Source organism: Streptomyces sp. R302 (genome assembly GCF_012927245.1).
Classification (GTDB): domain Bacteria; phylum Actinomycetota; class Actinomycetes; order Streptomycetales; family Streptomycetaceae; genus Streptomyces.
Window position 1 is genome coordinate 1,250,164 of record NZ_JABBGE010000001.1, and the last position, 22,262, is coordinate 1,272,425.

The window sequence follows — 22,262 nt, forward strand, 5'->3', positions numbered from 1 at the left end:
GCACCATGAGCCATGAGGATCCGTATCTGATCGTCTCGTCCGACTGCCACGCCGGGCTCCCCACCGAGGAGTACCGGCCCTATCTGGAGTCCCGCTTCCACCGGGCCTTCGACGACTTCCTCGCCGGACGCCAGGCCCGCCGGGAGGCCATGACCCGCCTCGGGGTCCGCAACGAGTCCTTCGCGAACGCGTGGTTCAGCGACCACGAGGAGGGGCTGCGCGGCGGCTGGGACCACGCGCAGCGGATCAAGGAGCTGGACGGCGACGGGGTCGCCGCCGAGGTCGTCTTCCCCGACGCGGACGCCGTCGACAGCGGGACCGCCGCGCCCTTCGGCGTCGGCCTCGGCCTCTCCGGCGACCAGGACCCCGAACTCGGCATGGCGGGCGCCCGGGCGCACAACCGCTGGCTCGCCGAGTTCGTCGCCCATGCCCCCGCCCGGCACTGCGGCGTCGCCCTGCTGCCCGTCACCGCCGACCCGCGCGAGGTCGTCGCCGAGATCCACCGGGCCAAGGAGTCCGGGCTCGGCGCCCTGATGATCCCCTCCATGTGGGTCGACAAGCCGCCCTACCACGACCGGCGGTACGACCCGGTGTGGGCGGCCGCCGCCGAGACCGGCATGCCGGTCGTCACCCACTCCGGCGCCGCGCCCCGCGAGGAGTACGGCGACCACCTCGGCATCTACGTCTCCGAGGTCACCTGGTGGCCGGCCCGGCCGCTGTGGTTCCTGCTCTGGTCAGGGGTCTTCGAACGCCACCCCGGGCTGCGCTTCGGCGTCGCCGAGTCCGGCTGCTGGTGGCTGCCGAACCTGCTGTGGTTCATGGACCGGCTCTACCTCGGCGCCCACGGCGGCAAGAAGCTCTCGCCCTTCGCGGAGCTGCGCCGCCCGCCGAGCGAGTACCTGGACCGGCAGGTCTTCGTCTGCGCCACCAACACCAAGCGGCGCGAGCTGGCGCAGCGGTACGAGATCGGCGTCGACAACATCCTGTGGGGCTCGGACTTCCCGCACCCGGAGGGCACCTGGCCGAACACGCGGGCCTGGCTGCGGAACACCTTCCACGACATTCCGGTGGGGGAGACGCGGCGGATGCTGGGCCTTGCCGCGGTCGAGGTCTTCGGATTCGATATTCGAATACTGGATCCGATAGCCACACGGATCGGCCCCACCCCCGCCGACCTCGGCCAGCCCGCCGACCAGACCGCCGTCGAGGCCTCCTGGGCCCGCTCCCGCGAGACCGGCCGCCACTGGCTCACCGGCGGCGACTTCCCGGTGATCGGAGCCGTGTCGTGACCGACCGGTACACGGTGATCTCCGCCGACTGCCACGCCGGCGCCGACCTCCTCGACTACAGGCCCTACCTGGAGAAGCGGTTCCACGACGACTTCGACGCCTGGGCCGCCACGTACGTCAACCCGTACGAGGACCTCCTGGCCGACACCGCCGACCGCAACTGGAACTCCGACCGGCGGCTGCGGGAGCTGGAGGAGGACGGCATCGTCGCCGAGGTCGTCTTCCCCAACACCATCCCGCCCTTCTTCCCCTCCGCCTCCCTCATGGCCCCGGCCCCCACCCGGGAGGAGTTCGAACGGCGCTGGGCGGGGCTGCGCGCCCACAACCGCTGGCTCGCCGACTTCTGCGCCCGGGCCCCCGGCCGCCGGGCCGGCGTCGCCCAGATCCTCCTCAACGACGTCGACGCGGCCGTCCGCGAGATCAGGCGCACCCACGCGGCCGGCCTCACCGGCGGCGTCCTGCTCCCCGGCACCCCGCCCGGCAGCGGACTGCCGGAGCTGTACTCGGAGACGTACGACCCCATCTGGGCCGTCTGCGCGGAGCTGGACGTGCCGGTCAACCACCACGGCGGCTCCGCCTCCCCGCCCCTCGGCGACGAACCGGCCGCCCGGGCCGTCTTCATGGTGGAGACCACCTGGTTCTCCCACCGGGCCCTGTGGCACCTGGTGTTCGGCGGCGCCTTCCGCCGCCACCCCGCGCTCAAGCTGGTCCTCACCGAGCAGGGCTCCGGCTGGATCCCCGGGGTGGTCGAGATGCTGGACTACTACCACGGGCGGCTGGTCGCGGCGGCGGGCCGGGCGGTCACCGCCGAGTCGAAGTTCGGTGCCGGGCTCGCCGCGTCCATGGGGCGCAGCCCCGGCGAGGTCTGGCGGGACAACTGCTTCGTCGGCGCCAGCTTCATGCGCCCCCACGAGGTGCCGCTGCGCGACCGGATCGGCCTCGACAAGATCATGTGGGGCAGCGACTACCCCCACGACGAGGGCACCACCCCGTACTCCCGCGAAGGGCTCCGCCTCGCCTACGCGGGCCTGCCGCGCGCGGAGGTCGCGGCCATGGCCGGCGGCAACGCGGCCCGCGTCTACGGCTTCGACCTCACCCTCCTCGACCGGCTCGCCGCCGTCCACGGCCCGTCCGTCGAGGAGATCGCCACCCCCCTGGAGAAGGTCCCCGAGGGCGCCACCAGCCCGGCCTTCGCCCCGGGCGGGTCGGTCCGCGTCTGGTGACCCGGGGGGTGCGACCCTCCTGAAGTGACCGCACCCCCCGCGCACGGGCCCCACGGCGGCGCCCTCGGCTCCCGGCTCAACTGGCTCCGCGCCGCCGTGCTCGGAGCCAACGACGGCATCGTCTCCACCGCCGGCCTCGTCGTCGGCGTCGCCGGCGCCACCGAGTCCCAGGCCGCGCTGCTCACCGCCGGCCTCTCCGGCCTCCTCGCGGGCTCCCTCTCCATGGCCGTCGGCGAGTACGTCTCCGTCTCCGTCCAACGCGACTCCGAGACCGCCGCCCTCGCCACCGAGCGCCAGGAGCTCCACGAGAGTCCCGAGGCCGAGCTCGACGAACTCACCGCGCTGCTCACCGCCCGCGGCCTCACCCCCGACGTCGCCCGCGAGGCCGCCGAACAGCTCACCGAACGCGACGCCCTCCGGGCCCACGCGCGCGTGGAGCTGGGCATCGACCCCGACGACCTCACCAACCCCTGGCACGCGGCCTGGGCCAGCTTCCTCGCCTTCACCGTCGGCGCCCTGCTCCCGCTCCTCGCGATCGTCCTGCCGCCCGCCTCCGTCCGGCTGTGGATCACCGTCGCCTCGGTCCTCGCCGCGCTCACCCTCACCGGCTGGTGGTCCGCGCGCCTCGCCGCCGCCCCCGCCCCGAGGGCCACCCTCCGCACCGTCGCCGGCGGCGCCCTCGCCATGGCCGTCACCTACGGGGCCGGCTCCCTCCTGGACGCGGCGGGCGTCTGACCGGGGAGGTCCCTTGTCGGAAGCCGCCGAAGCCCGCCGACGAACCGTCTCGCATACTTGTCGGTAACAGCGTCTGGCGGGACGCCGGGGCGAGCCCTACGGTCGAGGCCATGCCCCGCCCCCGGCACCTGGAGCCCTCCGCGTGACCCCGCTCTCCCGCACCCCGCTCTCCCCAGCCCCGCTCTCCCGTACGACGCTCTCCCAAACGCCGCTCTCCCGCACCCCGCTCTCCCGTACCCTCCTCGGCGCCTTCGTCCTCGCCGCCGCCGTCGACCTCGGCTCCCTGCTCGCCGGCGCGGACGCCGGCCACCTGGCCGCCAAGCCCCTCCTGATGCCGCTGCTCGCCGCGTACGCCGCCACCAGAGGCGCCCCGAAACCGCTCCTCGCCGCGCTCCTGTTCGGCTGGGGCGGCGACGTCCTGCTGCTCCTCGACGCCGAGTGGGCCTTCCTCGCCGGCATGGGCTCCTTCGCCCTCGGACACGTCTGCTACCTGGTGCTCTTCGGCCGGCGCCGCACCTCGCCCGTCCTCGGCGCGCTCTACGCCCTCGCCCTCGCCGGCACGATCACCGCCCTCTGGTCCGGCCTCCCCGCCGACCTGCGGATCCCCGTCGCCGGCTACTCCCTGCTGCTCACCGCGATGGCGTACCGTTCCTCCTCGCTCGGCGTCCTCGTCGGCACCGGCGGCGCGCTCTTCCTGCTCTCCGACACCCTCATCGCCACCGGCATCGCCGACCTGCCCCAGCTGCCCACCCCGGACTTCTGGGTCATGCTGACCTACATCGCCGCCCAGTACCTGCTGACCGCGGGCACCCTCCAGGCGATGTACGGTGAACGTCGTACAACCAGCTGACCCGGACGAGGAACCATGCGCGCCACCACCATCCACGCCCCCTTCGACATGCGCGTGGAGGAGGTGCCCGACCCCGTCGTGAAGGACCCCACGGACGTCGTCGTGCGCGTCCTGCGCGCCTGCGTCTGCGGCAGCGACCTGTGGGCCTACCGCGGCGAGTCCGCCCGGCAGCCCGGACAGCGGATCGGCCACGAGTTCCTCGGCATCGTCGAGGCGACCGGCTCCGAGGTCCGTGGCTTCCGCGCCGGCGACCTCGTCGTCGCCCCCTTCGTCTGGTCCGACGGCACCTGCGACTACTGCGCCGAGGGCCTCCAGACCTCCTGCCCGAACGGCGGCTTCTGGGGCTCGGCCGGCTCCGACGGCGGCCAGGGCGAGGCCGTCCGCGTCCCCTTCGGCGACGGCACGCTCGTCAAGCTGCCCGCCGACGCCGCCTCCGACGACCGCCTGCTGACCGCGCTGCTCGCCCTCTCCGACGTCATGGGCACCGGCCACCACGCCGCCCTCGGCGCCGGCGTCCGCCCCGGCTCCACGGTCGCCGTCGTCGGCGACGGCGCCGTCGGCCTCTGCGGCGTCCTCGCCGCCAGGCGGCTCGGTGCCGAGCGGATCATCGCGCTCGGCCGCCACACCGCCCGCACCGACATCGCCCGGACCTTCGGCGCCACCGACGTCGTCGCCGAGCGCGGCGAGGCCGCCGAGGCCGCCGTCCGCGAACTGACCGGCGGCCAGGGCGCCCACGGCGTCATCGAGGCCGTCGGCACCGAGCAGTCCATGCGCACCGCCGTGAACATCACCCGCGACGGCGGCTCCATCGGCTACGTCGGCGTCCCGCACGGCTCCGGCACCGGCCTCGACCTCTCCGTCATGTTCGACCGGAACATCGCCCTGCGCGGCGGCGTCGCCCCGGTCCGCGCCTACATCCCGGAGCTGCTCGCCGACGTCCTCGACGGCCGCCTCGACCCGTCCCCGGTCTTCGACCTCACCGTGGGCCTCGACGGCGTCCCCGGCGGCTACAAGGCGATGGACGAGCGCACCGCCCTCAAGGTCCTCGTCAAGCCGTGACCCAGGCGGGGGCGTCCCCGCCGGCCGGCCCCGGCGGGCGGGACCAGCCCGCCGGGCCGCCCTCGTACGCCACCGGCGACACCGCGTGCCGCAGCCGCCCGAGCGGCCCCTCCGACTCCGTGAGGTACCGCTCGGGGTCGTACCGGGGCAGCCCGTGCGTCAGCCAGTGGCCGGTCTGCGCCAGCGACAGCCGGACGAGGCGACCGCCGCCGTCCCGCTCCCGCTCCGTCAGCGACCGCAGCACCGCCGCCGCCAGCAGATACCCCGTCCCGTGGTCCAGGGCCTGCGCCGGCAGCGCCCCCGGCTCCTCCGCGGACCCCTCCGCGACCGCGATGCCCGTCGCCACCTGCACCAGGCTGTCGAAGCCGCGCCGCCCGCCCCACGGCCCGTAGTCGCCCCACGCCGACAGACGGGCCGTCACCAGGCCCGGCCGCTCCAGGCCGTACCGCTCGAGCGCCCCCGGCCGGTAGCCGGTCACCAGGACGTCCGCCGCGTCCAGGAGCTCGTCGAAGGTCCGCCGGTCCGCGCGCCGGTCCAGGTCGAGGGCCGCCGTCCGCTTCCCGACGTCCGTGTCCGCGTGCTGGTCCGGCAGCTCCGGACTGCCCGGCGGGTCGATCCGCAGCACGTCCGCGCCGAGCAGCGCGAGGGTCCGCGTCGCCACCGGGCCCGCGATCACCCGGGTCAGGTCCAGGACCCGCGGCGGACCCGGACGGCGCCGCGGCGGGGCCCCGTCGAGCCGCTCCCGGCTCAGCAGCGGCCGCGCCGCCACCTCCCGGCCCTGCGCGTGCCCCGCCCACTCCCCGGGCGTCCGCAGGGCCACCGCGAGGCCCCCGGAGCCGTACACCGCCGTCTCCACGTCGACCGCCGGCCGCCCGGCGATCGCCTCCGCCACCGCCTCCACCGAGTCGGCCGCGCCCAGGGCCGCGAGCAGCGCGGCCCTGTGGTGCGGGTAGTTGGCGTGGGTGCGGACCCAGCCGTCGGCCGCCCGCCAGAACCGCGACAGCGGCGCGAAACCCACCGGCGCCCGCCCGTCGACCCGCAGATGACGCTCGCTCACGAAGGCGGTGGCCACCGCCCCGTCGTCCACCCGTACCGGCCCCGCCACGCGCGCGTGCTCCACGGCCGCGAGCCCGCAGACCGCGACCGCCGCCCGCGCCAGGTCCATCACCGGCAGCCGTGCCGGGAGCAGCCCCGACACCCCGCCGAACTCCACCCGTCCGACCAGGGCGGGATCGCCGCCCAGGACCGACCACAGTGCTTCCGTACCGCTCCGAACCGTGCTGTCCATAGCCGCACTATGGCACTCAGTGCCACCCACGGGAACGCCCGAGGCCCCGGTGCGGCCGATCACAGCCGGCCGCACCGGGGCCCCGTCACCTCAGGACGTCACCGCTTGCGGACGGCGTCCAGCGCGTCGATGAGACCGGCCCCGTAGAAGCCGTTCTTCTGCTTGCCACCCTCGCAGACGGCGTCGACCTTGCCGTCGCCGTTGATGTCGTACGGGTTGGTGCAGGCGCGCTCGTCGGCCTGCGCGTACAGCAGCGCCTTCAGCGCGGCCGGGCTCGCCTTCGGGTGCGTCGACTTCAGCAGCGCGAGCACACCGGCGGCGTGCGGGGCCGCCATCGAGGTGCCGCCCATGTAGTCGTAGCCGCCCTTGTGCACGGTCGACAGGATCAGACCGTTGACGGCCGGGCCCTCCGGGGCCTGGTACTCGGTGCGGTCACCGCCGGGGGCGGCGACGTCGATGACGTCGAGACCGTAGTTCGAGTACGACGCCTTCAGGCCCTTCGCGCCGGTCGCCGAGACCGTCACGACGCCCGGCAGCTGGGCCGGGTAGTCGAGGCACACGCTCGGGTCGATGACCCGCTCGCCGGGCACGGTGTCGTTCGGGCTGGTCTTGTCGGTGATCTCGTCCGCGGCGAGGTCGTACCGGGAGTTGCCGGCCGCGGCCACGTTGACCGTGCCCTTCTTCTCCGCGTACCGGGTCGCCCGGGTGACCGCCTCGATGAGGGCCTTCTGGTCCTCGTCCGTCTTGCAGGCGAACATCCACGGGTCGGTGTAGTAGCTGTTGTTCGTGATGTCGATGCCGTTCTCGGCCGCCCACACGAAGCCGCAGACCACGGCCTCGGTGTAGAAGAAGCCGTCCGGGGTGGACACCTTGATGCCGGCGACCTTCACGCCCGGGGCGACACCGGTGATGCCCTTGCCGTTCTTCGCGGCGGCGATCGTGCCGGCCACGTGGGTGCCGTGGGCGGACTCGGCCAGCGAGGGCCGCCACGAACCGGGCGTGGTGTCCGGCTTGCCGGAGACGCAGTTGGCGGAGGCCTTCGCGTCGAAGTTCGGCGCCAGGTCCGGGTGGAGGTCGTCCACACCGGTGTCGATGACGCCGACCGTCACCTTGCTGCTGCCGAGGGACTTCTGGTGCGCCTTGTCGGCCTTGATGGCCGGGATGTCCCACTGCAGCGGTTCCAGCGGCTCCTGGTCGCCGGTCGCGGTCGCCGCGGCGGCCAGCGCCTCGGCCGCGGTCAGCTTCTCGGAGTCGCTGCCGACCGAGTCGTCGCGCTGCACCGAGAGCGGAGCCGTACGGGTCGCACCCGCCGACACCACACCGCGGGCCTCGCGGATCGTCCGCGCGAACGCCGGGTTCTGCGAGTGGACGACGATCACGCCTATCTGCTCGTAGGCGATGACGACCTCGCCGCCGGCGGCGGCTATCGCCTTCTTCACCGAGGAGGCCGTCCAGCGGCCCCCCGCGATGTTGACGACGTACGAGAGCTTCTCGCCCGTCGTCGCGACGGTGGCGGCCGCCGGAGCGTCACTCGTTTCCGCGGCGGAGGCGGCGCCGGAGGGAAGGAAGCCGAGCGAGGCCGTGAGCGCGAGACCAGCAGGCAGAGCGAGTACTCGGCCGCGCCTCGATCCCAGATGAGCCATGGGTTCTCCACATCATCCGTATGTACTGCCCACGCGCGGGGTTGCGGGTGAGCAGGTGCATGACGAGTGAAGCTATCGCTGATCTTCCCTGCTCATCAATGAGTTGAGAAGACGGGATGAAGATTCCGCGGAAGAAATCCACTCGCCTGAACCACTTCGCTTCCGGCTCCGTGCCGTTGAGCAGGGGAGGGGCTCCAGTCGGCGCCCCGTTCCCGCACCCCCCAGGTGAGGCCCCCTTGACCATGCCGTCCGCCCCCGCGTCACGAGGAGAGTCCGTGGCTACCGAAGCACCGCCGCCGCCGAGAGAGGGCGCCGGGACCGACCCCGGTCCCGCCCGGCCCACCACGGAGCAGTTCGTCGAGGTCCAGCGGAGCGAGGAGTTCGGCGAGCTCCGCCGCACCTACCGCTCCTTCGCCTTCCCCCTGACGGTCGCCTTCATCACCTGGTACCTGCTCTACGTCCTGCTCTCCAACTACGCGGGCGGCTTCATGGGCACCCGCCTCTTCGGCAACATCAACGTCGCCCTCGTCCTCGGCCTCGGCCAGTTCGTCACCACCTTCCTCATCGCCTGGCTGTACTCCCGCCACGCCGCGCTCCGTCTCGACCCCAAGGGCGAGGCCATCAAGGCCCGTATGGAGGGCGACGCATGAGCACCCTCGCCACCGCGCCCGCCCTGCTCGCCGCCGGCAACGCCACCACCGAGCACCGGCCGCTGATCATCGGCCTCTTCGCCGCCTTCGTGATCGCCACCCTCGCCATCACCGTCTGGGCCGGCCGGCAGACCCGCAGCGCCGCCGACTTCTACGCCGGCGGCGGCCAGTTCACCGGCTTCCAGAACGGCCTCGCGATCTCCGGCGACTACATGTCCGCCGCGTCCTTCCTCGGCATCTCCGGCGCCATCGCCCTCTACGGCTACGACGGCTTCCTCTACTCCATCGGCTTCCTCGTCGCCTGGCTCGTCGCCCTGCTCCTGGTCGCCGAACCGCTGCGCAACTCCGGCCGCTTCACCATGGGCGACGTCCTCGCCTACCGGATGCGCCAGCGCCCGGTCCGCACCGCGGCCGGCACCTCCACCATCGTCGTCTCGATCTTCTACCTGCTCGCCCAGATGGCCGGAGCCGGCGTCCTCGTCTCGCTGCTCCTCGGCATCACCAGCGACGGCGGCAAGATCGCGATCGTCGCCCTGGTCGGCGTCCTGATGATCGTCTACGTCACCATCGGCGGCATGAAGGGCACCACCTGGGTGCAGATGGTGAAGGCGGTGCTGCTCATCGCGGGCACCGTCCTCATCACCTTCCTCATCCTGCTGAAGTTCGACTTCAACCTCTCCGACCTGCTCGGCGCCGCCGCCACCAACAGCGGCAAGGGCGAGGCGTTCCTGGAGCCCGGCCTCAAGTACGGCGTCAGCGCCGTCTCGAAGCTGGACTTCCTCTCCCTCGGCATCGCCCTCGTCCTCGGCACCGCCGGCCTGCCGCACATCCTGATCCGCTTCTACACGGTGCCGACCGCCCAGGCCGCCCGTAAGTCGGTCAACTGGGCCATCGGCATCATCGGCGCCTTCTACCTGATGACCATCGTCCTCGGCTTCGGCGCCGCCGCCCTGCTCGGCAGCGACACGATCATGGCCTCCAACAAGGCGGGCAACACGGCGGCCCCGCTCACCGCCATGGAAGTCGGCGGCGGCGCCGACTCCACCACCGGCGCCATCCTCCTCGCCGTCATCTCCGCCGTCGCCTTCGCCACCATCCTGGCCGTGGTCGCCGGACTGACCCTCGCCTCCTCCTCGTCCTTCGCGCACGACATCTACGCCAACGTGATCAAGCGCGGGAAGGCCACCGAGAAGCAGGAGATGCGGGCGGCCCGCTGGTCCACCGTCTTCATCGGCATCGTCTCGATCGGCCTCGGCGCCCTCGCCCGCGACCTCAACGTCGCCGGCCTGGTCGCCCTCGCCTTCGCGGTCGCCGCCTCGGCCAACCTGCCGACGATCCTCTACTCGCTCTTCTGGAAGAGGTTCACCACCCAGGGCGCGCTCTGGTCGATCTACGGCGGCCTGATCTCCTCCGTCGTCCTCGTCCTCTTCTCCCCGGTCGTCTCCGGCAAGCCGAGCTCCATGTTCAAGGGCGTCGACTTCCACTGGTTCCCGCTGGAGAACCCGGGCCTGGTCTCCATCCCGCTCGGCTTCCTCCTCGGCTGGCTCGGCTCGCTCCTCTCCAAGGAGGAGCCGGACCAGGGCAAGTACGCCGAGCTGGAGGTCAAGTCCCTCACCGGCATCGGCACCGCCGCCGCGGTCAAGCACTGACCGCAGCGCGGCCGGTCGTATACGGTCCGCAACGAGCCGCCGGCCGCGTCGTAGAGTTCTACGACGCGGCCGGCGCCGTCCTCGTGACAATCGGCCCGTGCCCGATGTCCGAGCGGTCGCGTAGGCTCGAAAAAAGAAGCGAACCTGGAGAAGGGGAGGGGGACCTGTGCTCCTCGACACGTACGGCCGAGTCGCCACCGACCTGCGCGTTTCCCTCACCGATCGGTGCAATCTGCGCTGCACCTACTGCATGCCCGAAGAGGGACTGCAGTGGCTGGCCAAGCCGGACCTGCTCACCGACGACGAGATCGTCCGGCTGATCCGGATCGCCGTCACCGACCTCGGGGTCACCGAGGTCCGCTTCACCGGCGGCGAGCCGCTGCTCCGCCCCGGCCTCGTCGGGATCGTCGAGCGCTGCGCCGCCCTGGAGCCCCGCCCGAGGATGTCCCTGACGACCAACGGCATCGGGCTGAAGCGCACCGCCACCGCCCTCAAGGCCGCGGGCCTCGACCGGGTCAACGTCTCCCTCGACACCCTGCGCCCCGAGGTCTTCAAGACCCTCACCCGCCGCGACCGCCACCAGGACGTCCTCGACGGCATGGCCGCCGCCCGCGAGGCCGGCCTCACCCCGGTGAAGGTCAACGCCGTCCTGATGCCGGGGCTCAACGAGGACGAGGCCCCCGACCTGCTCGCCTGGGCGGTCGCGGAGGGGTACGAGCTCCGCTTCATCGAGCAGATGCCCCTCGACGCCCAGCACGGCTGGAAGCGCGACGGCATGATCACCGCCGGGGACATCCTGGAGTCCCTCCGCACCCGCTTCACCCTCACCCCCGAGGGCTCCGACGAGCGCGGCTCCGCCCCGGCCGAGCGCTGGGTCGTCGACGGCGGGCCCCACACGGTCGGCGTCATCGCCTCCGTGACCCGCCCGTTCTGCCGGGCCTGCGACCGCACCCGGCTCACCGCCGACGGCCAGATCCGCACCTGCCTCTTCGCCACCGAGGAGACCGACCTGCGGGCCGCGCTCCGCTCGGAGGCCCCGTCCGCATCGGATGCGGCCGTCGCCGAGCTGTGGAAGAAGGCGATGTGGGGGAAGAAGGCGGGCTCGGGCCTCGACGACCCGAGCTTCCTGCAGCCCGACCGCCCGATGTCAGCGATCGGCGGCTGAGCCGGGGTCAGTCGTCTTCGGCGGGCTCCCACTCGGCGAAGGGCACGACGTCCTTCAGGAAGCCCCGCACGCCCAGGAACTGCGAGAGGTGCTCGCGGTGTTCCTCACAGGCGAGCCAGGTCTTGCGCCGCTCCGGCGTGTGCAGCTTGGGGTTGTTCCACGCGAGGACCCAGACGGCGTCGGCGCGGCAGCCCTTGGCGGAACAGATCGGCTTCTCTTCGCTCACCTGATCATTGTCCAGCAAGGGCGATGCCGAGCAGCCACGGGGGGAGCTGCCCGGCATCGGTCCGTCGCTCCGACGGGGGATGCGGAGCGCGTACGCAGTATGTCACGGCACCCTGGGTGCGGTGCACCGGAACCTCGTGATTGATCTGAGCTTTTCTTGAGGTTCCCGACGGCGTCGCCATGACGTTCCGTCACCAGGGCGGGTCCGCCCCCGATCAGCCCTGCCCGGACGGGCGTTCCGCTCCGGATTCCGCTCCGCCCTCGCCGAGGGCGGGACGCACCGGCGAGGGCAGGAAGGTCGACGGGAGCGCGGGCGCGGACTCGCGGCCCGCGTTCGCGATCACCACCGCGACGTACGGCAGCAGCACCCCGAGCGCGAGCGCCACGACCGCGACGTGCCGTTCCACGTTCCACAGCACCGCGGCCGCGATCACGGAGAGCGTCCGGACCGACATGGAGATGACGTACCGCCGCTGCCTGCCCCGGACGTCGTCCGCGAGCCCCTGCCGGGCCCCGGTGATCCGGAAGACCTCGGGTCCCCCTCGCTTCCGCATCGCGTTCCACCACCCGCCGCTCGTGCCGGAGCCTCCCCGGCCCGGACCTCGGACCACCGTACGCCCAGGCTCCCGGGCCGACGAGACCGGGGCACGTACGGCGGCGTCCGACATGCGCCGTATGGCCGCCGGGTCGAGACTGGGGCCACATGCGCACGAGGAGGCGGACATGAGTTGGTTGTGGGCGATCATCGTCGGATTCGTCCTCGGTCTGATCGCGAAGGCGATCCTGCCGGGCAAGCAGCAGATCCCGCTCTGGCTGACGACGATCTTCGGCATCCTGGGCAGCATCCTGGGCAACGCGGTCGCCGGCTGGATCGGCGTCGAGGACACCCGGGGCATCGACTGGACGCGTCACCTGCTCCAACTCATCGGCGCCGTGGCCGTGGTGGGCGTCGGCGACATGCTCTGGGCCTCGATCAAGGGCAACAGACAGCGCGCCTGACGCGGGCGCGGGCACACACCGGAGGCCCGGTACCGCGGGACACACATCGGAGGCCCGGTACGGCAGTCGCCGTACCGGGCCTCCGATGTGTGTCGTGTCCGGCGGTCAGCCGGTGTACTCGATCGCCGCCAGGTTCTTCTTGCCGCGCCGCAGCACCAGCCACCGCCCGTGCAGCAGCTCGCCGGCCTCGACGACGGCGTCCTCGGCGGTCACCTTCACGTTGTTCACGTAGGCGCCGCCCTCCTTCACCGTCCGCCGCGCGGCCGACTTGCTCGCCACCAGACCGACCTCGGCGAACAGGTCCACGACCTGGCCGAGCTCGCTCACGCGCGCGTGCGGCAGCTCGGAGAGCGCGGCGGCCAGCGTCGGCTCGTCGAGCCCGGCCAGGTCGCCCTGCCCGAACAGCGCCCTGGAGGCGTCGATGACGGCCGCGCACTGCTCGGCGCCGTGCACCAGCGTGGTGAGCTCCTCGGCGAGCGCCCGCTGGGCGGCCCGCGCCTGCGGCCGCTCGGCGGTCTGCGCCTCCAGCTCCTCCAGCTCCTCGCGGGACCTGAAGGAGAGGATCCGCATGTACGTCGAGATGTCGCGGTCGTCCACGTTCAGCCAGAACTGGTAGAACGCGTACGGCGTGGTCATCTCCGGGTCCAGCCAGACGGCGCCGCTCTCGGTCTTGCCGAACTTGGTGCCGTCCGCCTTGACCATCAGCGGCGTGGCGAGCGCGTGGACCTCGGCGCCCGGCTCCAGGCGGTGGATCAGGTCGAGCCCGGCCACCAGGTTGCCCCACTGGTCGGAGCCGCCCTGCTGGAGCGTGCAGCCGTACCGCCGGTACAGCTCCAGGAAGTCCATGCCCTGGAGCAGCTGGTAGCTGAACTCGGTGTAGCTGATGCCCTGCTCGGACTCCAGGCGGCGGGCCACGGAGTCCTTGGTCAGCATCTTGTTGACCCGGAAGTGCTTGCCGATGTCCCGCAGGAACTCGATCGCCGACAGGCCGGCGGTCCAGTCCAGGTTGTTCACCATGACCGCCGCGTTCTCCCCCTCGAAGGAGAGGAAGGGCTCGATCTGGGAACGCAGCCGGTTCACCCAGTTCGCGACCGTCTCCGGGTCGTTCAGGGTGCGCTCGGCGGTCGGACGCGGGTCGCCGATCTGGCCGGTGGCCCCGCCGACCAGCGCCAGCGGCCGGTGCCCGGCCTGCTGGAGCCGGCGGACGGTGAGCACCTGGACCAGGTGGCCGACGTGGAGGCTGGCCGCGGTCGGGTCGAAACCGCAATAGAACGTCACGGGACCGTCCGCGAGCGCCTTGCGCAGGGCGTCCTCGTCGGTGGACTGGGCGAAGAGCCCACGCCACTTCAGCTCGTCGACGATGTCCGTCACGGTCGTCAGTCTCCTCGGATCGTTGCTTGCAGACAGCCCAGTCTAGGCGGGTCAGACGCCCTTGCTGACCGAGCTCATGTTGAAGTCCGGCACCCGCAGCGCGGGCATCGCGGCCCGGGTGAACCAGTCGCTCCACTCGCGCGGCAGGGTCCGCTCCGTCCGGCCCGCCTCGGTGGCCCGCGACAGCAGGTCCACCGGGGACTCGTTGAACCGGAAGTTGTTGACCTCGCCGACCACCTCGCCGTTCTCGACCAGGTAGACGCCGTCCCGGGTCAGGCCGGTGAGCAGCAGCGTCGCCGGGTCGACCTCGCGGATGTACCAGAGGCAGGTGAGCAGCAGCCCGCGCTCGGTGGCGGCCACCATCTCCTCCAGGGAGCGGTCGCCGCCGCCGTCCAGGATGAGGTTCCCCGCGCCGGGCGCCACCGGCATGCCGGTGAGGCCGGCCGTGTGCCGGGTGGTGATCAGCCGGTCGAGCGCGCCGGCCCGCACCCACTCCACCGGGCCGACGGGCAGGCCGTTGTCGAAGACCGACTCGTCGTCGCCGGAGGCGTGCGCGATCACGAAGGGCGCGGACTCCAGGCCCGGCTCGTTCGGGTCGCTGCGCAGGGTCAGCGGCAGCGGCGAGAGGGTCTCGCCGAGCCGGGTGCCGCCGCCGGGCCGGGAGAAGACCGTACGGCCCTCCACCGCGTCCCGGGCCATCGACGACCACAGCTGGTAGATCAGCAGGTCGGCGACGGCGGTCGGCGGCAGCAGCGTCTCGTACCGGCCGGCCGGCAGCTCGATCCGCCGCTCGGCCCAGCCGAGGCGGACCGCGAGCTCGGCGTCGAGCGCGGCCGGGTCGACGTCCTTGAAGTCGCGGGTGGAGCGCCCGGCCCAGGCGGAGCGCGAGCGGTCGGGCGACTTGGCGTTGAGCTCCAGGGTGCCGTTGGGCTGGTCGTGCCGCAGCCGCAGCCCGGTCGAGGTGCCCAGGTAGGTGGAGGTCAGCTCGTGGTTCGCGAAGCCGTACAGCTCCCGGCCGCCGGCACGCGCGCGTGCGAAGGCCTCGCCGAGCGCCGGCGCGAAGTCGGCGAAGACGGCGGAGGAGGTCTCGGCGGGCGCGTCGGTGAAGTCGGGGGAGGAGGGCACGCCCTCGACGAGCGGCTGCGCGTCCTCGGCGGGCCCGGCCGCCCGCGCCGCCTCCTCGGCCGCCCGCACCAGCGGCTCCAGGTCGTCGGCGGTCACGGCCGCGCGCGACACCACGCCGGAGGCGGTGCCCTCGGCGCCGTCGACGGTGGCGATCACGGTGAGGGTACGGCCCCGGGTCACGCCGTTCGTGGTGAGCGCGTTGCCCGCCCAGCGCAGGTTGGCCGAGGAGTCCTCGTCCGCGATGACGACACACCCGTCCGCGCGGGACAGTTCGAGCGCCCGCTCGACGATCTCGTACGGCTTGCTGACGCGGCTCATCGACCGGCCTCCTGCGTGGTGTTCAGACTGTGCTTGCCCGGGGGGCACTGCATCCGATTGCTGCTCCGCAGCGGGCCGGACCCCCAGCAGAGGGGCCCGTGCGTGGTGGATCCGGTCATCGACCGGCCTCCTGCGTGGTGTTCAGGATGTTGACGCCCCGGAAGAGGGCGGAGGGGCAGCCGTGGGAGACGGCCGCGACCTGGCCCGGCTGGGCCTTGCCGCAGTTGAAGGCGCCGCCGAGGACGTACGTCTGCGGGCCGCCGACCTGCTCCATCGAGCCCCAGAAGTCGGTGGTGGTGGCCTGGTACGCCACGTCCCGCAGCTGCCCGGCGAGCCGGCCGTTCTCGATGCGGAAGAAGCGCTGGCCGGTGAACTGGAAGTTGTACCGCTGCATGTCGATCGACCAGGACCGGTCGCCGACCACGTAGATGCCCCGCTCGACGCCGCCGATCAGGTCCTCCGTCGACAGGCCGCCCGGATCGGGCTTGAGCGAGACGTTCGCCATCCGCTGCACCGGCACGTGCCCGGGGGAGTCGGCGAACGCGCAGCCGTTGGACCGCCCGAGGCCGGTGAGCTTCGCGATCCGCCGGTCCAGCTGGTAGCCGACGAGCGTGCCGTCCTTCACCAGGTCCCAGGACTGCGCCTCGACGCCCTCGTCGTCGAAGCCGACGGTCGCGAGGCCGTGCTCGGCCGTGCGGTCACCGGTCACGTTCATCACCGAGGAGCCGTACGCCAGCTTGCCCAGCTGGTCGAAGGTGGCGAAGGAGGTGCCCGCGTACGCCGCCTCGTAGCCGAGCGCCCGGTCCAGCTCGGTGGCGTGGCCGATCGACTCGTGGATCGTCAGCCACAGGTTCGACGGGTCGACGACCAGGTCGTAGCGGCCGGCCTCGACGCTCGGCGCCCGCATCTTCTCGGCGAGCAGCTCCGGGATCTCCTCCAGCTCCTTGTCCCAGTCCCAGCCGGTCCCGGTGAGGTACTCCCAGCCCCGGCCGACCGGCGGCGCGACGGTCCGCATCGAGTCGAACTCGCCGGTCGTGCCGTCCACCGCGATCGCCGTGAGCTCCGGGTGGAGCCGCACCCGCTGCTGGGTGGTCACGGTGCCCGCCGTGTCCGCGTAGAACTTGTTCTCGAAGACCGTGAGCAGCGAGGCGTCCACGTGCGCCACCCCGTCGGCCCGCAGCAGCCGCGCCGACCAGTCGGCGAGCAGCGCGCTCTTCTCCTCGGCCGGCACGGAGAACGGGTCGATCTCGTACGAGGAGATCCACGTCCGGTCGGCGTGCACCGGCTCCGCCGCCAGCTCCACCCTCTCGTCCGACCCGGCCGCGGCGATGACCCGCGCGGACAGCTTGGCCATGGCGACCGCCTGGGAGGCGACCTTCGCCGCCCCGTCCATCGTCAGGTCGACCCCGGAGGCGAAGCCCCAGGCGCCGCCGTGCACGACCCGCACCGCGTAGCCGAGGTCGGTGGTGTCCGACGACCCCGCCGACCTGGCGTCCCGCAGCCGCCAGGCGGCGGAGCGGACCCTTTCGAGCCGGAAGTCGGCGTGCTCGGCGCCGAGCGTCCGAGCCCGCGCGAGCGCCGCGTCGGCGAGCGCCCTCAACGGCAGGGCATGGAAGTGTGGGTCGATCTGATGGACCACGAGCGGCCTCGCTCTCTGCGTGACGGGAACCTGCTGCGGTTGACGGGCAACCGGAAGTGAATCACGCCGCGCCGCCCCCACCGGCACATTTTTCCGCACCTCGGGCGGCGCCCGTGCCCGCTTCTCCGGCGTGTCCACGGCGCGTCCACCGCGCGCGGATCTGTAGGGATCCGACAGTGCCGCCCCCGCGCCACTGTCGGAGGCCGATTCTCCATGAGGTGGGCGCTACCGATAGGTTTTCGGGGTACCAGACCGCTGATCGAAAGGGTGATCCGTTGAGCCGCTCGGTTCTCGTCACCGGAGGAAACCGGGGCATCGGCCTCGCCATCGCCCGCGCGTTCGCCGAGGCCGGCGACAAGGTCGCGTACACGTACCGCTCGGGCGAGCCCCCGGCCGCGCTGACCGAGCTGGGCTGCCTGGCCGTCAGGTGCGACATCACCGACGGCGAGCAGGTGGAGCAGGCGTACAAGGAGATCGAGGAGAAGCACGGCCCGGTCGAGGTCCTCGTGGCCAACGCCGGCGTCACCCGCGACACCCTTCTGATGCGCATGTCCGACGAGGACTTCACCTCCGTCGTCGACACCAACCTCACCGGCACCTTCCGGGTCGTCAAGCGCGCCAACCGCGGCATGCTCCGCGCCAAGAAGGGCCGCGTCGTCCTGATCTCCTCGGTCGTCGGTCTGCTGGGCTCCGCGGGCCAGGCCAACTACGCCGCCTCCAAGGCCGGTCTGGTCGGCTTCGCCCGCTCGCTCGCCCGTGAGCTCGGCTCGCGGAACATCACGTTCAACGTCGTCGCACCCGGCTTCGTCGACACCGACATGACCGCCGTGCTCACCGACGAGCAGCGCGCGGGCATCGTGTCCCAGGTGCCGCTGGGCCGCTACGCGAAGCCGGAGGAGATCGCCGCCACGGTGCGCTTCCTCGCCTCCGACGACGCCTCGTACATCACTGGAGCCGTCATTCCGGTTGACGGCGGATTGGGCATGGGTCACTGATCACCATGAGCGGAATTCTCGAGGGCAAGCGCATCCTCATCACCGGTGTGCTGATGGAGTCCTCCATCGCCTTCCACGCCGCCAAGCTGGCCCAGGAGCAGGGCGCGGAGATCATCCTCACCGCCTGGCCCCGGCCGACGCTGACCGAGCGCATCGCCAAGAAGCTGCCCCACCCCGACAAGGTCAAGGTCCTTGAGCTCGACGTCTCCAACGACGAGCACCTCGCGCGCCTGGAGGGCCAGGTCCGCGAGCACCTCGGCGACCGTCTCGACGGCGTCGTGCACTCCATCGGCTTCGCCCCGCAGGACGCCCTCGGCGGCAACTTCCTCCACACGCCGTTCGAGTCCGTCTCCACCGCCATGCACGTCTCGGCCTTCTCCCTGAAGTCCCTGACGATGGCGCTGCTGCCGCTGATGAGCGAGGGCGGCGCGGTCGTCGGCCTCACCTTCGACGCCAAGTTCGCCTGGCCGAAGTACGACTGGATGGGCGCCGCCAAGGCCGCCCTGGAGGCCACCAACCGCTACATGGCGCGTGACCTGGGCGAGCGGGACATCCGCTGCAACCTGGTCTCGGCCGGTCCGATCGGCTCCATGGCCGCGAAGTCCATCCCGGGCTTCGAGGAGCTGGCGGGCGTCTGGGACAGCCGCTCCCCGCTGAAGTGGGACCTGTCCGACCCGGAGCCGGCCGGCCGCGCGATCGTCGCGCTGCTCTCCGACTGGTTCCCGAAGACCACCGGCGAGATCGTCCACGTCGACGGCGGTCTGCACGCGATCGGCGCCTGACCGCGCCCGTACCGCTCCGGCCAGGGCCGGGCGCCGGTTCCCTTCCGGGACCGGGCGCCCGGCCCTGTGCCGTTCCCGAGTCGAAAAGTCCGGCGGATCACCGCAGACTGGTCGGAGCGTGTCGTTCCGGCTACTCACGGGGAGGAGGTACGGGCATGCGCGCGCTCCCACCCGGCTTCGCCGCCTACGCCTCGGTCGCCGCCCTGCTTCTCGGGACCGCCGTCGCCGCGGAGGTCCACGCGGTTCCCGCCCCCATCGAGGAACCCGCCGTCACCGCTCCGGAGGCCGACGCCCCGAAGGACTTCGGCGCCTCCTGCCACACGGTCGTCGAGGGCACCCGGGTCACCGCCCACTGCCGCAATCCGTACCCCCGGACCGACCGGATACGGCTCCACGTCGAGTGCGACCCCTGGTGGGACCTCGACACCGACAGCGCCCCCGTGGCCGTCGCACCCGCCGACTACGCGACGCTCACCGCCCGCTGCTGGAAGGAGGTCCGCTCCGCCTGGGTCAGCCACGAACCGGCGGCGGAGCCTCCTCCGTCCCCGCCCGCCGCTTCCCGCCCAGGCACATGAACGGATAGCCCGCGGCCTCCTCGGCCGCCCGCTTCGCGTCCCCGGCCCGGATCGCCTCCACGAGGCGCGCGTGGTCCATGTGGTTCTCCGGCCGCAGGTCCGGCCCCACGTCGCCGCGCAGCCACTCGCGCAGGAGATCGCCCAGGTCCGCGTAGAGCTCCGTCAGCACCTCGTTGCCCGACGCCGCCACCACCGCGTGGTGGAAGGCCGCGTCCGCCGTCACGAACCGCTCCGCGTCCCCCGACTCCCACGCCTCCTCGCGCCGCACGAGCAGCGCGTCCAGCTGCCCCAGGTCCCGCTCGGAGCGCCGGCGCGCCGCGAACCGCGCGGCCGCCGACTCCAGCGTGGAGCGCAGCTCGGCCACGTGCGTCGGATCGGAGCCCGCGAACCGCCGGTGCATCACCCCGGCCAGCTCGCTCGTCGCCGCCACATAGGTGCCGGAGCCCTGCCGGATGTCGAGCAGCCCGTTGTGGGCGAGGGCCCGGACCGCCTCGCGGACGGTGTTGCGGGCCACGCCCAGCTGCTCGACCAGCTCGGGCTCGGTCGGGATGCGGGAGCCGACCGGCCACTCGCCGGAGGTGATCTGGTTCCGCAGCTCGGCGATCACCTGGTCGGTGAGACCGGTGCGCCGGGGGTGCCCGAGGGCCATGGGGGACTCGCCTTCACCTGTGTTCGTTCGAGATTGGACAACCAATCATCCCATGATTCTATGATGACTCCATGCCAGACGAGCCGAAGACCCTCGAACCCGCCGCCGTACGGCGGTCACCCGCCCCGGAGCACCCCGTACCCGCCCCGGCGACCGGCCGTCCCGCCCGCTGGACGCTCGGCCTCGTCTCCGTCGGTCTCGTCGTCGCCGCGCTCAACCTGCGCCCCGCGATCACCAGCCTCGGCGCCCTCCTCGAAGAGGTCAGCGCCTCCCTGCACATGAGCGGCACCGTCGCCGGCGTCCTCACCTCGGTGCCGCCGCTCTGCTTCGCGGTCTTCGGCATCACGGCCCCGCGCCTGGCCCGCCGCTTCGGCCCCGCCGCCGTCGTCTGCGCCGGCATGGCCGCCATCCTCGCGGGCCTGCTGCTGCGCCCCCTCGCGACCGGCACCGCGGGCTTCCTGGCCGCCAGCGCCCTCGCCCTCATGGGCATCGCCGTCAGCAACGTCCTCATGCCGGTGATCGTCAAGCGGTACTTCCCCGACCGCATCGGCAGCATGACCGGCCTGTACTCCATGGCCCTGGCGCTCGGCACCTCGCTCGCCGCCGCGCTCACCGTCCCCATGACCGACGCCCTCGGCGGCGACTGGCGCCTCGGCCTCGGCGTCTGGGCGGTCCTCGCCGCCCTCGCCGTCCTGCCCTGGCTCCCGCTCGTCAAGGACCGCAACGGCCCGGCCGCCACGGAACGGGGCGCCCCGACGGCTCAGACCCCGACGGCTCAGACCCCGGCCGCCCAGGTCCCGACGGCTCAGGTCCCGAAGGCTCAGACCCCGAAGGCTCAGGTCCCGGCCGTCCGGACCCCGGCCACCGCCCCGGCCGGGACCGCGCCCCGCCCCATCTACCGCAGCCGCACCGCCTGGGCGCTGGCCTGCTTCTTCGGCCTCCAGGCCACCGGCGCGTACATCACCATGGGCTGGATGCCGCAGATCTTCCGCGACGCCGGCGTCCCCGCCTCCACCGCGGGCGTCCTGCTCGCGGTCACCATGGTCATGGGCGTCCCGCTCGCCTTCGTCATCCCGCGCCTCGCGACCCGGATGCGCCACCAGGGCCCGATCGTCGTCGCCCTCGGCACCTGCGGCCTCGCCGGCTACACCGGTCTGCTGCTCGCCCCGGCCGGCGGCGCCTGGATCTGGGCGGTGCTCCTCGGCATCTCCAACTGCTCCTTCCCGCTCGCCCTCACCATGATCGGCTTGCGGTCGCGCACCGGCGCCGGCGTCGTCCGCCTCTCGGCCTTCGCCCAGAGCGTCGGCTACCTCATCTCCATCCCCGGCCCGCTCCTCGTCGGCGTCCTCTACCAGCACAGCGGCGGCTGGGGCGTGCCGATCGCCCTCATGGGCGGGCTGATGATCCCGCAGATGATCGTGGGCACCCTCGCCGCACGGGACCGGACGGTCGAGGACGAATCCTGAGATGCGAGACTGGGCCCATGCCCGTTCTCGAACCCAATCCCCAGGGCGGCCAGAAGAAGCTGCTCGTCGTGCTCGGCGCGATGCTCGGCATCACGGTCGTCATCGCCGTCATCGCCTCGATCGCCTCCCCGTGACCCCAGCCCTCGGCCCTCGGCCGTCGGCCCGCCAGGACGGCGGCACGCGGGGGAGGTAGGGGAAACCCCCGCATCCCCTAGGGGGAAGTCTCAGGGGTGACTGGGTGGATCACCGGATGGGCCGCGGCCCCCGCGCTCCCTACGGTGGAACCACAGCGCGGCACCCGCCGCTCCCACCCTTCCCCGGGGCAAGGTCCCCGGGGCGTCCCCACCACGGAGGCGGTCATGACGGCCCTCACCCGCACCGGCGACCGGACCACGCCCTCAGGCGTCGACACCCGGCTGCCCTGGTGGGCCCTCGCCCTCCCCGCGGCCGCCTTCACCGTCCTCCTGCTGCTGGTCACCGGGCCCGGTGAGGCCGCCGCGACCGGTGGGGACGGCGGGATGGGGCACATCCTCCAGCGGATCGGGCAAACCCTCGCTCTCTGAGTCA

23 protein-coding genes are annotated in these 22,262 nt (G+C 72.6%); 15 read left to right on the plus strand and 8 right to left on the minus strand.

All coding sequences use genetic code 11. From position 1 onward, the window contains the following. The first annotated feature begins 5 nt into the window (after positions 1–5). The 5 genes from HHL19_RS05720 (at position 6) to HHL19_RS05740 (ending at position 5,156) form a co-directional block, all read left to right on the plus strand. Positions 6–1,289, plus strand: a complete 1,284-nt coding sequence (locus tag HHL19_RS05720; RefSeq protein WP_169086059.1) for an amidohydrolase family protein — start codon at positions 6–8, stop codon at positions 1,287–1,289. Then, the gene (locus tag HHL19_RS05725) at positions 1,286–2,512 is read left to right on the plus strand and encodes an amidohydrolase family protein (RefSeq protein ID WP_169086061.1); all 1,227 of its coding nucleotides are present in this window, start codon (positions 1,286–1,288) and stop codon (positions 2,510–2,512) included. Before HHL19_RS05720 ends, HHL19_RS05725 begins: the two co-directional genes overlap by 4 nt. Before the next feature lie 24 nt (positions 2,513–2,536). Continuing rightward, on the plus strand, positions 2,537–3,247 hold the full coding sequence (locus tag HHL19_RS05730) for a VIT family protein (RefSeq protein WP_169086063.1): 711 nt from the start codon (positions 2,537–2,539) through the stop codon (positions 3,245–3,247). A 142-nt stretch (positions 3,248–3,389) separates the two neighbouring features. Then, positions 3,390–4,097: a lysoplasmalogenase gene (locus tag HHL19_RS05735; RefSeq protein WP_169086065.1), complete on the plus strand. Its 708-nt coding sequence runs from the start codon at positions 3,390–3,392 to the stop codon at positions 4,095–4,097. A 15-nt stretch (positions 4,098–4,112) separates the two neighbouring features. Continuing rightward, positions 4,113–5,156: a zinc-dependent alcohol dehydrogenase family protein gene (locus tag HHL19_RS05740; protein WP_169086067.1), complete on the plus strand. Its 1,044-nt coding sequence runs from the start codon at positions 4,113–4,115 to the stop codon at positions 5,154–5,156. Here HHL19_RS05740 and HHL19_RS05745 read toward each other — a convergent pair. After that, positions 5,146–6,444: a CoA transferase gene (locus HHL19_RS05745; protein WP_169086069.1), complete on the minus strand. Its 1,299-nt coding sequence runs from the start codon at positions 6,442–6,444 to the stop codon at positions 5,146–5,148. The genes HHL19_RS05740 and HHL19_RS05745 overlap by 11 nt on opposite strands. 98 nt (positions 6,445–6,542) lie before the next feature. Further along, positions 6,543–8,087 carry a S8 family serine peptidase gene (locus HHL19_RS05750; RefSeq protein ID WP_169086071.1) on the minus strand — a complete coding sequence of 515 codons (1,545 nt, stop codon included), beginning with the start codon at positions 8,085–8,087 and terminating at the stop codon, positions 6,543–6,545. Between the two features lie 275 nt (positions 8,088–8,362). On the opposite strand from HHL19_RS05750, the gene HHL19_RS05755 reads away from it, so the two are divergent. The 3 genes from HHL19_RS05755 (at position 8,363) to moaA (ending at position 11,551) form a co-directional block, all read left to right on the plus strand. After that, positions 8,363–8,737, plus strand: a complete 375-nt coding sequence (locus HHL19_RS05755; RefSeq protein WP_169086073.1) for a DUF485 domain-containing protein — start codon at positions 8,363–8,365, stop codon at positions 8,735–8,737. Continuing rightward, complete coding sequence (locus tag HHL19_RS05760; RefSeq protein ID WP_169086075.1) at positions 8,734–10,386, plus strand: cation acetate symporter; 1,653 nt, start codon at positions 8,734–8,736, stop codon at positions 10,384–10,386. The genes HHL19_RS05755 and HHL19_RS05760 overlap by 4 nt, the downstream gene beginning before the upstream one ends. A 166-nt stretch (positions 10,387–10,552) precedes the next feature. Further along, complete coding sequence (moaA, locus tag HHL19_RS05765; protein ID WP_169086077.1) at positions 10,553–11,551, plus strand: GTP 3',8-cyclase MoaA; 999 nt, start codon at positions 10,553–10,555, stop codon at positions 11,549–11,551. A 7-nt stretch (positions 11,552–11,558) separates the two neighbouring features. Here the strand turns inward: moaA and HHL19_RS05770 are convergent, their stop codons facing one another. Then, on the minus strand, positions 11,559–11,777 hold the full coding sequence (locus HHL19_RS05770; RefSeq protein ID WP_169086079.1) for a hypothetical protein: 219 nt from the start codon (positions 11,775–11,777) through the stop codon (positions 11,559–11,561). Positions 11,778–11,991: 214 nt separating this feature from the next. Beyond that, positions 11,992–12,330, minus strand: a complete 339-nt coding sequence (locus tag HHL19_RS05775; RefSeq protein ID WP_169086081.1) for a DUF3099 domain-containing protein — start codon at positions 12,328–12,330, stop codon at positions 11,992–11,994. Positions 12,331–12,499: 169 nt separating this feature from the next. Between HHL19_RS05775 and HHL19_RS05780 the strand changes: the two genes are divergently transcribed. After that, positions 12,500–12,775 carry a GlsB/YeaQ/YmgE family stress response membrane protein gene (locus tag HHL19_RS05780; protein WP_169086083.1) on the plus strand — a complete coding sequence of 92 codons (276 nt, stop codon included), beginning with the start codon at positions 12,500–12,502 and terminating at the stop codon, positions 12,773–12,775. Between the two features lie 105 nt (positions 12,776–12,880). Here the strand turns inward: HHL19_RS05780 and tyrS are convergent, their stop codons facing one another. The 3 genes from tyrS to HHL19_RS05795 form a co-directional block, all read right to left on the minus strand. Then, positions 12,881–14,146, minus strand: a complete 1,266-nt coding sequence (gene tyrS / locus HHL19_RS05785; protein ID WP_169086085.1) for a tyrosine--tRNA ligase — start codon at positions 14,144–14,146, stop codon at positions 12,881–12,883. Positions 14,147–14,197: 51 nt separating this feature from the next. Continuing rightward, positions 14,198–15,589, minus strand: a complete 1,392-nt coding sequence (locus tag HHL19_RS05790; protein ID WP_169086087.1) for a metallopeptidase TldD-related protein — start codon at positions 15,587–15,589, stop codon at positions 14,198–14,200. A gap of 115 nt (positions 15,590–15,704) precedes the next feature. Next, positions 15,705–17,228: a TldD/PmbA family protein gene (locus HHL19_RS05795; RefSeq protein ID WP_169086089.1), complete on the minus strand. Its 1,524-nt coding sequence runs from the start codon at positions 17,226–17,228 to the stop codon at positions 15,705–15,707. Positions 17,229–17,503: 275 nt separating this feature from the next. Between HHL19_RS05795 and fabG the strand changes: the two genes are divergently transcribed. The 3 genes from fabG (at position 17,504) to HHL19_RS05810 (ending at position 19,580) form a co-directional block, all read left to right on the plus strand. Next, positions 17,504–18,223 (plus strand): 3-oxoacyl-[acyl-carrier-protein] reductase, encoded by a 720-nt coding sequence (fabG, locus tag HHL19_RS05800; protein ID WP_169086091.1) that lies wholly within the window; start codon positions 17,504–17,506, stop codon positions 18,221–18,223. A 5-nt stretch (positions 18,224–18,228) separates the two neighbouring features. Next, the gene (gene fabI, locus HHL19_RS05805; protein WP_169086093.1) at positions 18,229–19,005 is read left to right on the plus strand and encodes an enoyl-ACP reductase FabI; all 777 of its coding nucleotides are present in this window, start codon (positions 18,229–18,231) and stop codon (positions 19,003–19,005) included. 155 nt (positions 19,006–19,160) lie between these two features. Then, on the plus strand, positions 19,161–19,580 hold the full coding sequence (locus tag HHL19_RS05810) for a hypothetical protein (protein ID WP_169086095.1): 420 nt from the start codon (positions 19,161–19,163) through the stop codon (positions 19,578–19,580). Here the strand turns inward: HHL19_RS05810 and HHL19_RS05815 are convergent. After that, a complete protein-coding gene (locus tag HHL19_RS05815; RefSeq protein WP_169086097.1) occupies positions 19,516–20,229 on the minus strand; it encodes an FCD domain-containing protein in 714 nt (237 codons plus the stop codon). The two genes, HHL19_RS05810 and HHL19_RS05815, sit on opposite strands and share 65 nt — an antisense overlap. A gap of 71 nt (positions 20,230–20,300) precedes the next feature. Here HHL19_RS05815 and HHL19_RS05820 point away from each other — a divergent pair, with 71 nt between their 5' ends. The 3 genes from HHL19_RS05820 (at position 20,301) to HHL19_RS05825 (ending at position 22,258) form a co-directional block, all read left to right on the plus strand. Next, positions 20,301–21,695, plus strand: coding sequence for a CynX/NimT family MFS transporter (locus HHL19_RS05820; RefSeq protein WP_169086099.1), 1,395 nt, complete (start codon positions 20,301–20,303; stop codon positions 21,693–21,695). Between the two features lie 17 nt (positions 21,696–21,712). Next, positions 21,713–21,829: an SGM_5486 family transporter-associated protein gene (locus HHL19_RS38045; protein WP_277349137.1), complete on the plus strand. Its 117-nt coding sequence runs from the start codon at positions 21,713–21,715 to the stop codon at positions 21,827–21,829. Positions 21,830–22,054: 225 nt separating this feature from the next. Beyond that, positions 22,055–22,258 (plus strand): hypothetical protein, encoded by a 204-nt coding sequence (locus HHL19_RS05825; protein ID WP_169086101.1) that lies wholly within the window; start codon positions 22,055–22,057, stop codon positions 22,256–22,258. The last annotated feature ends 4 nt before the right edge of the window (positions 22,259–22,262 follow it).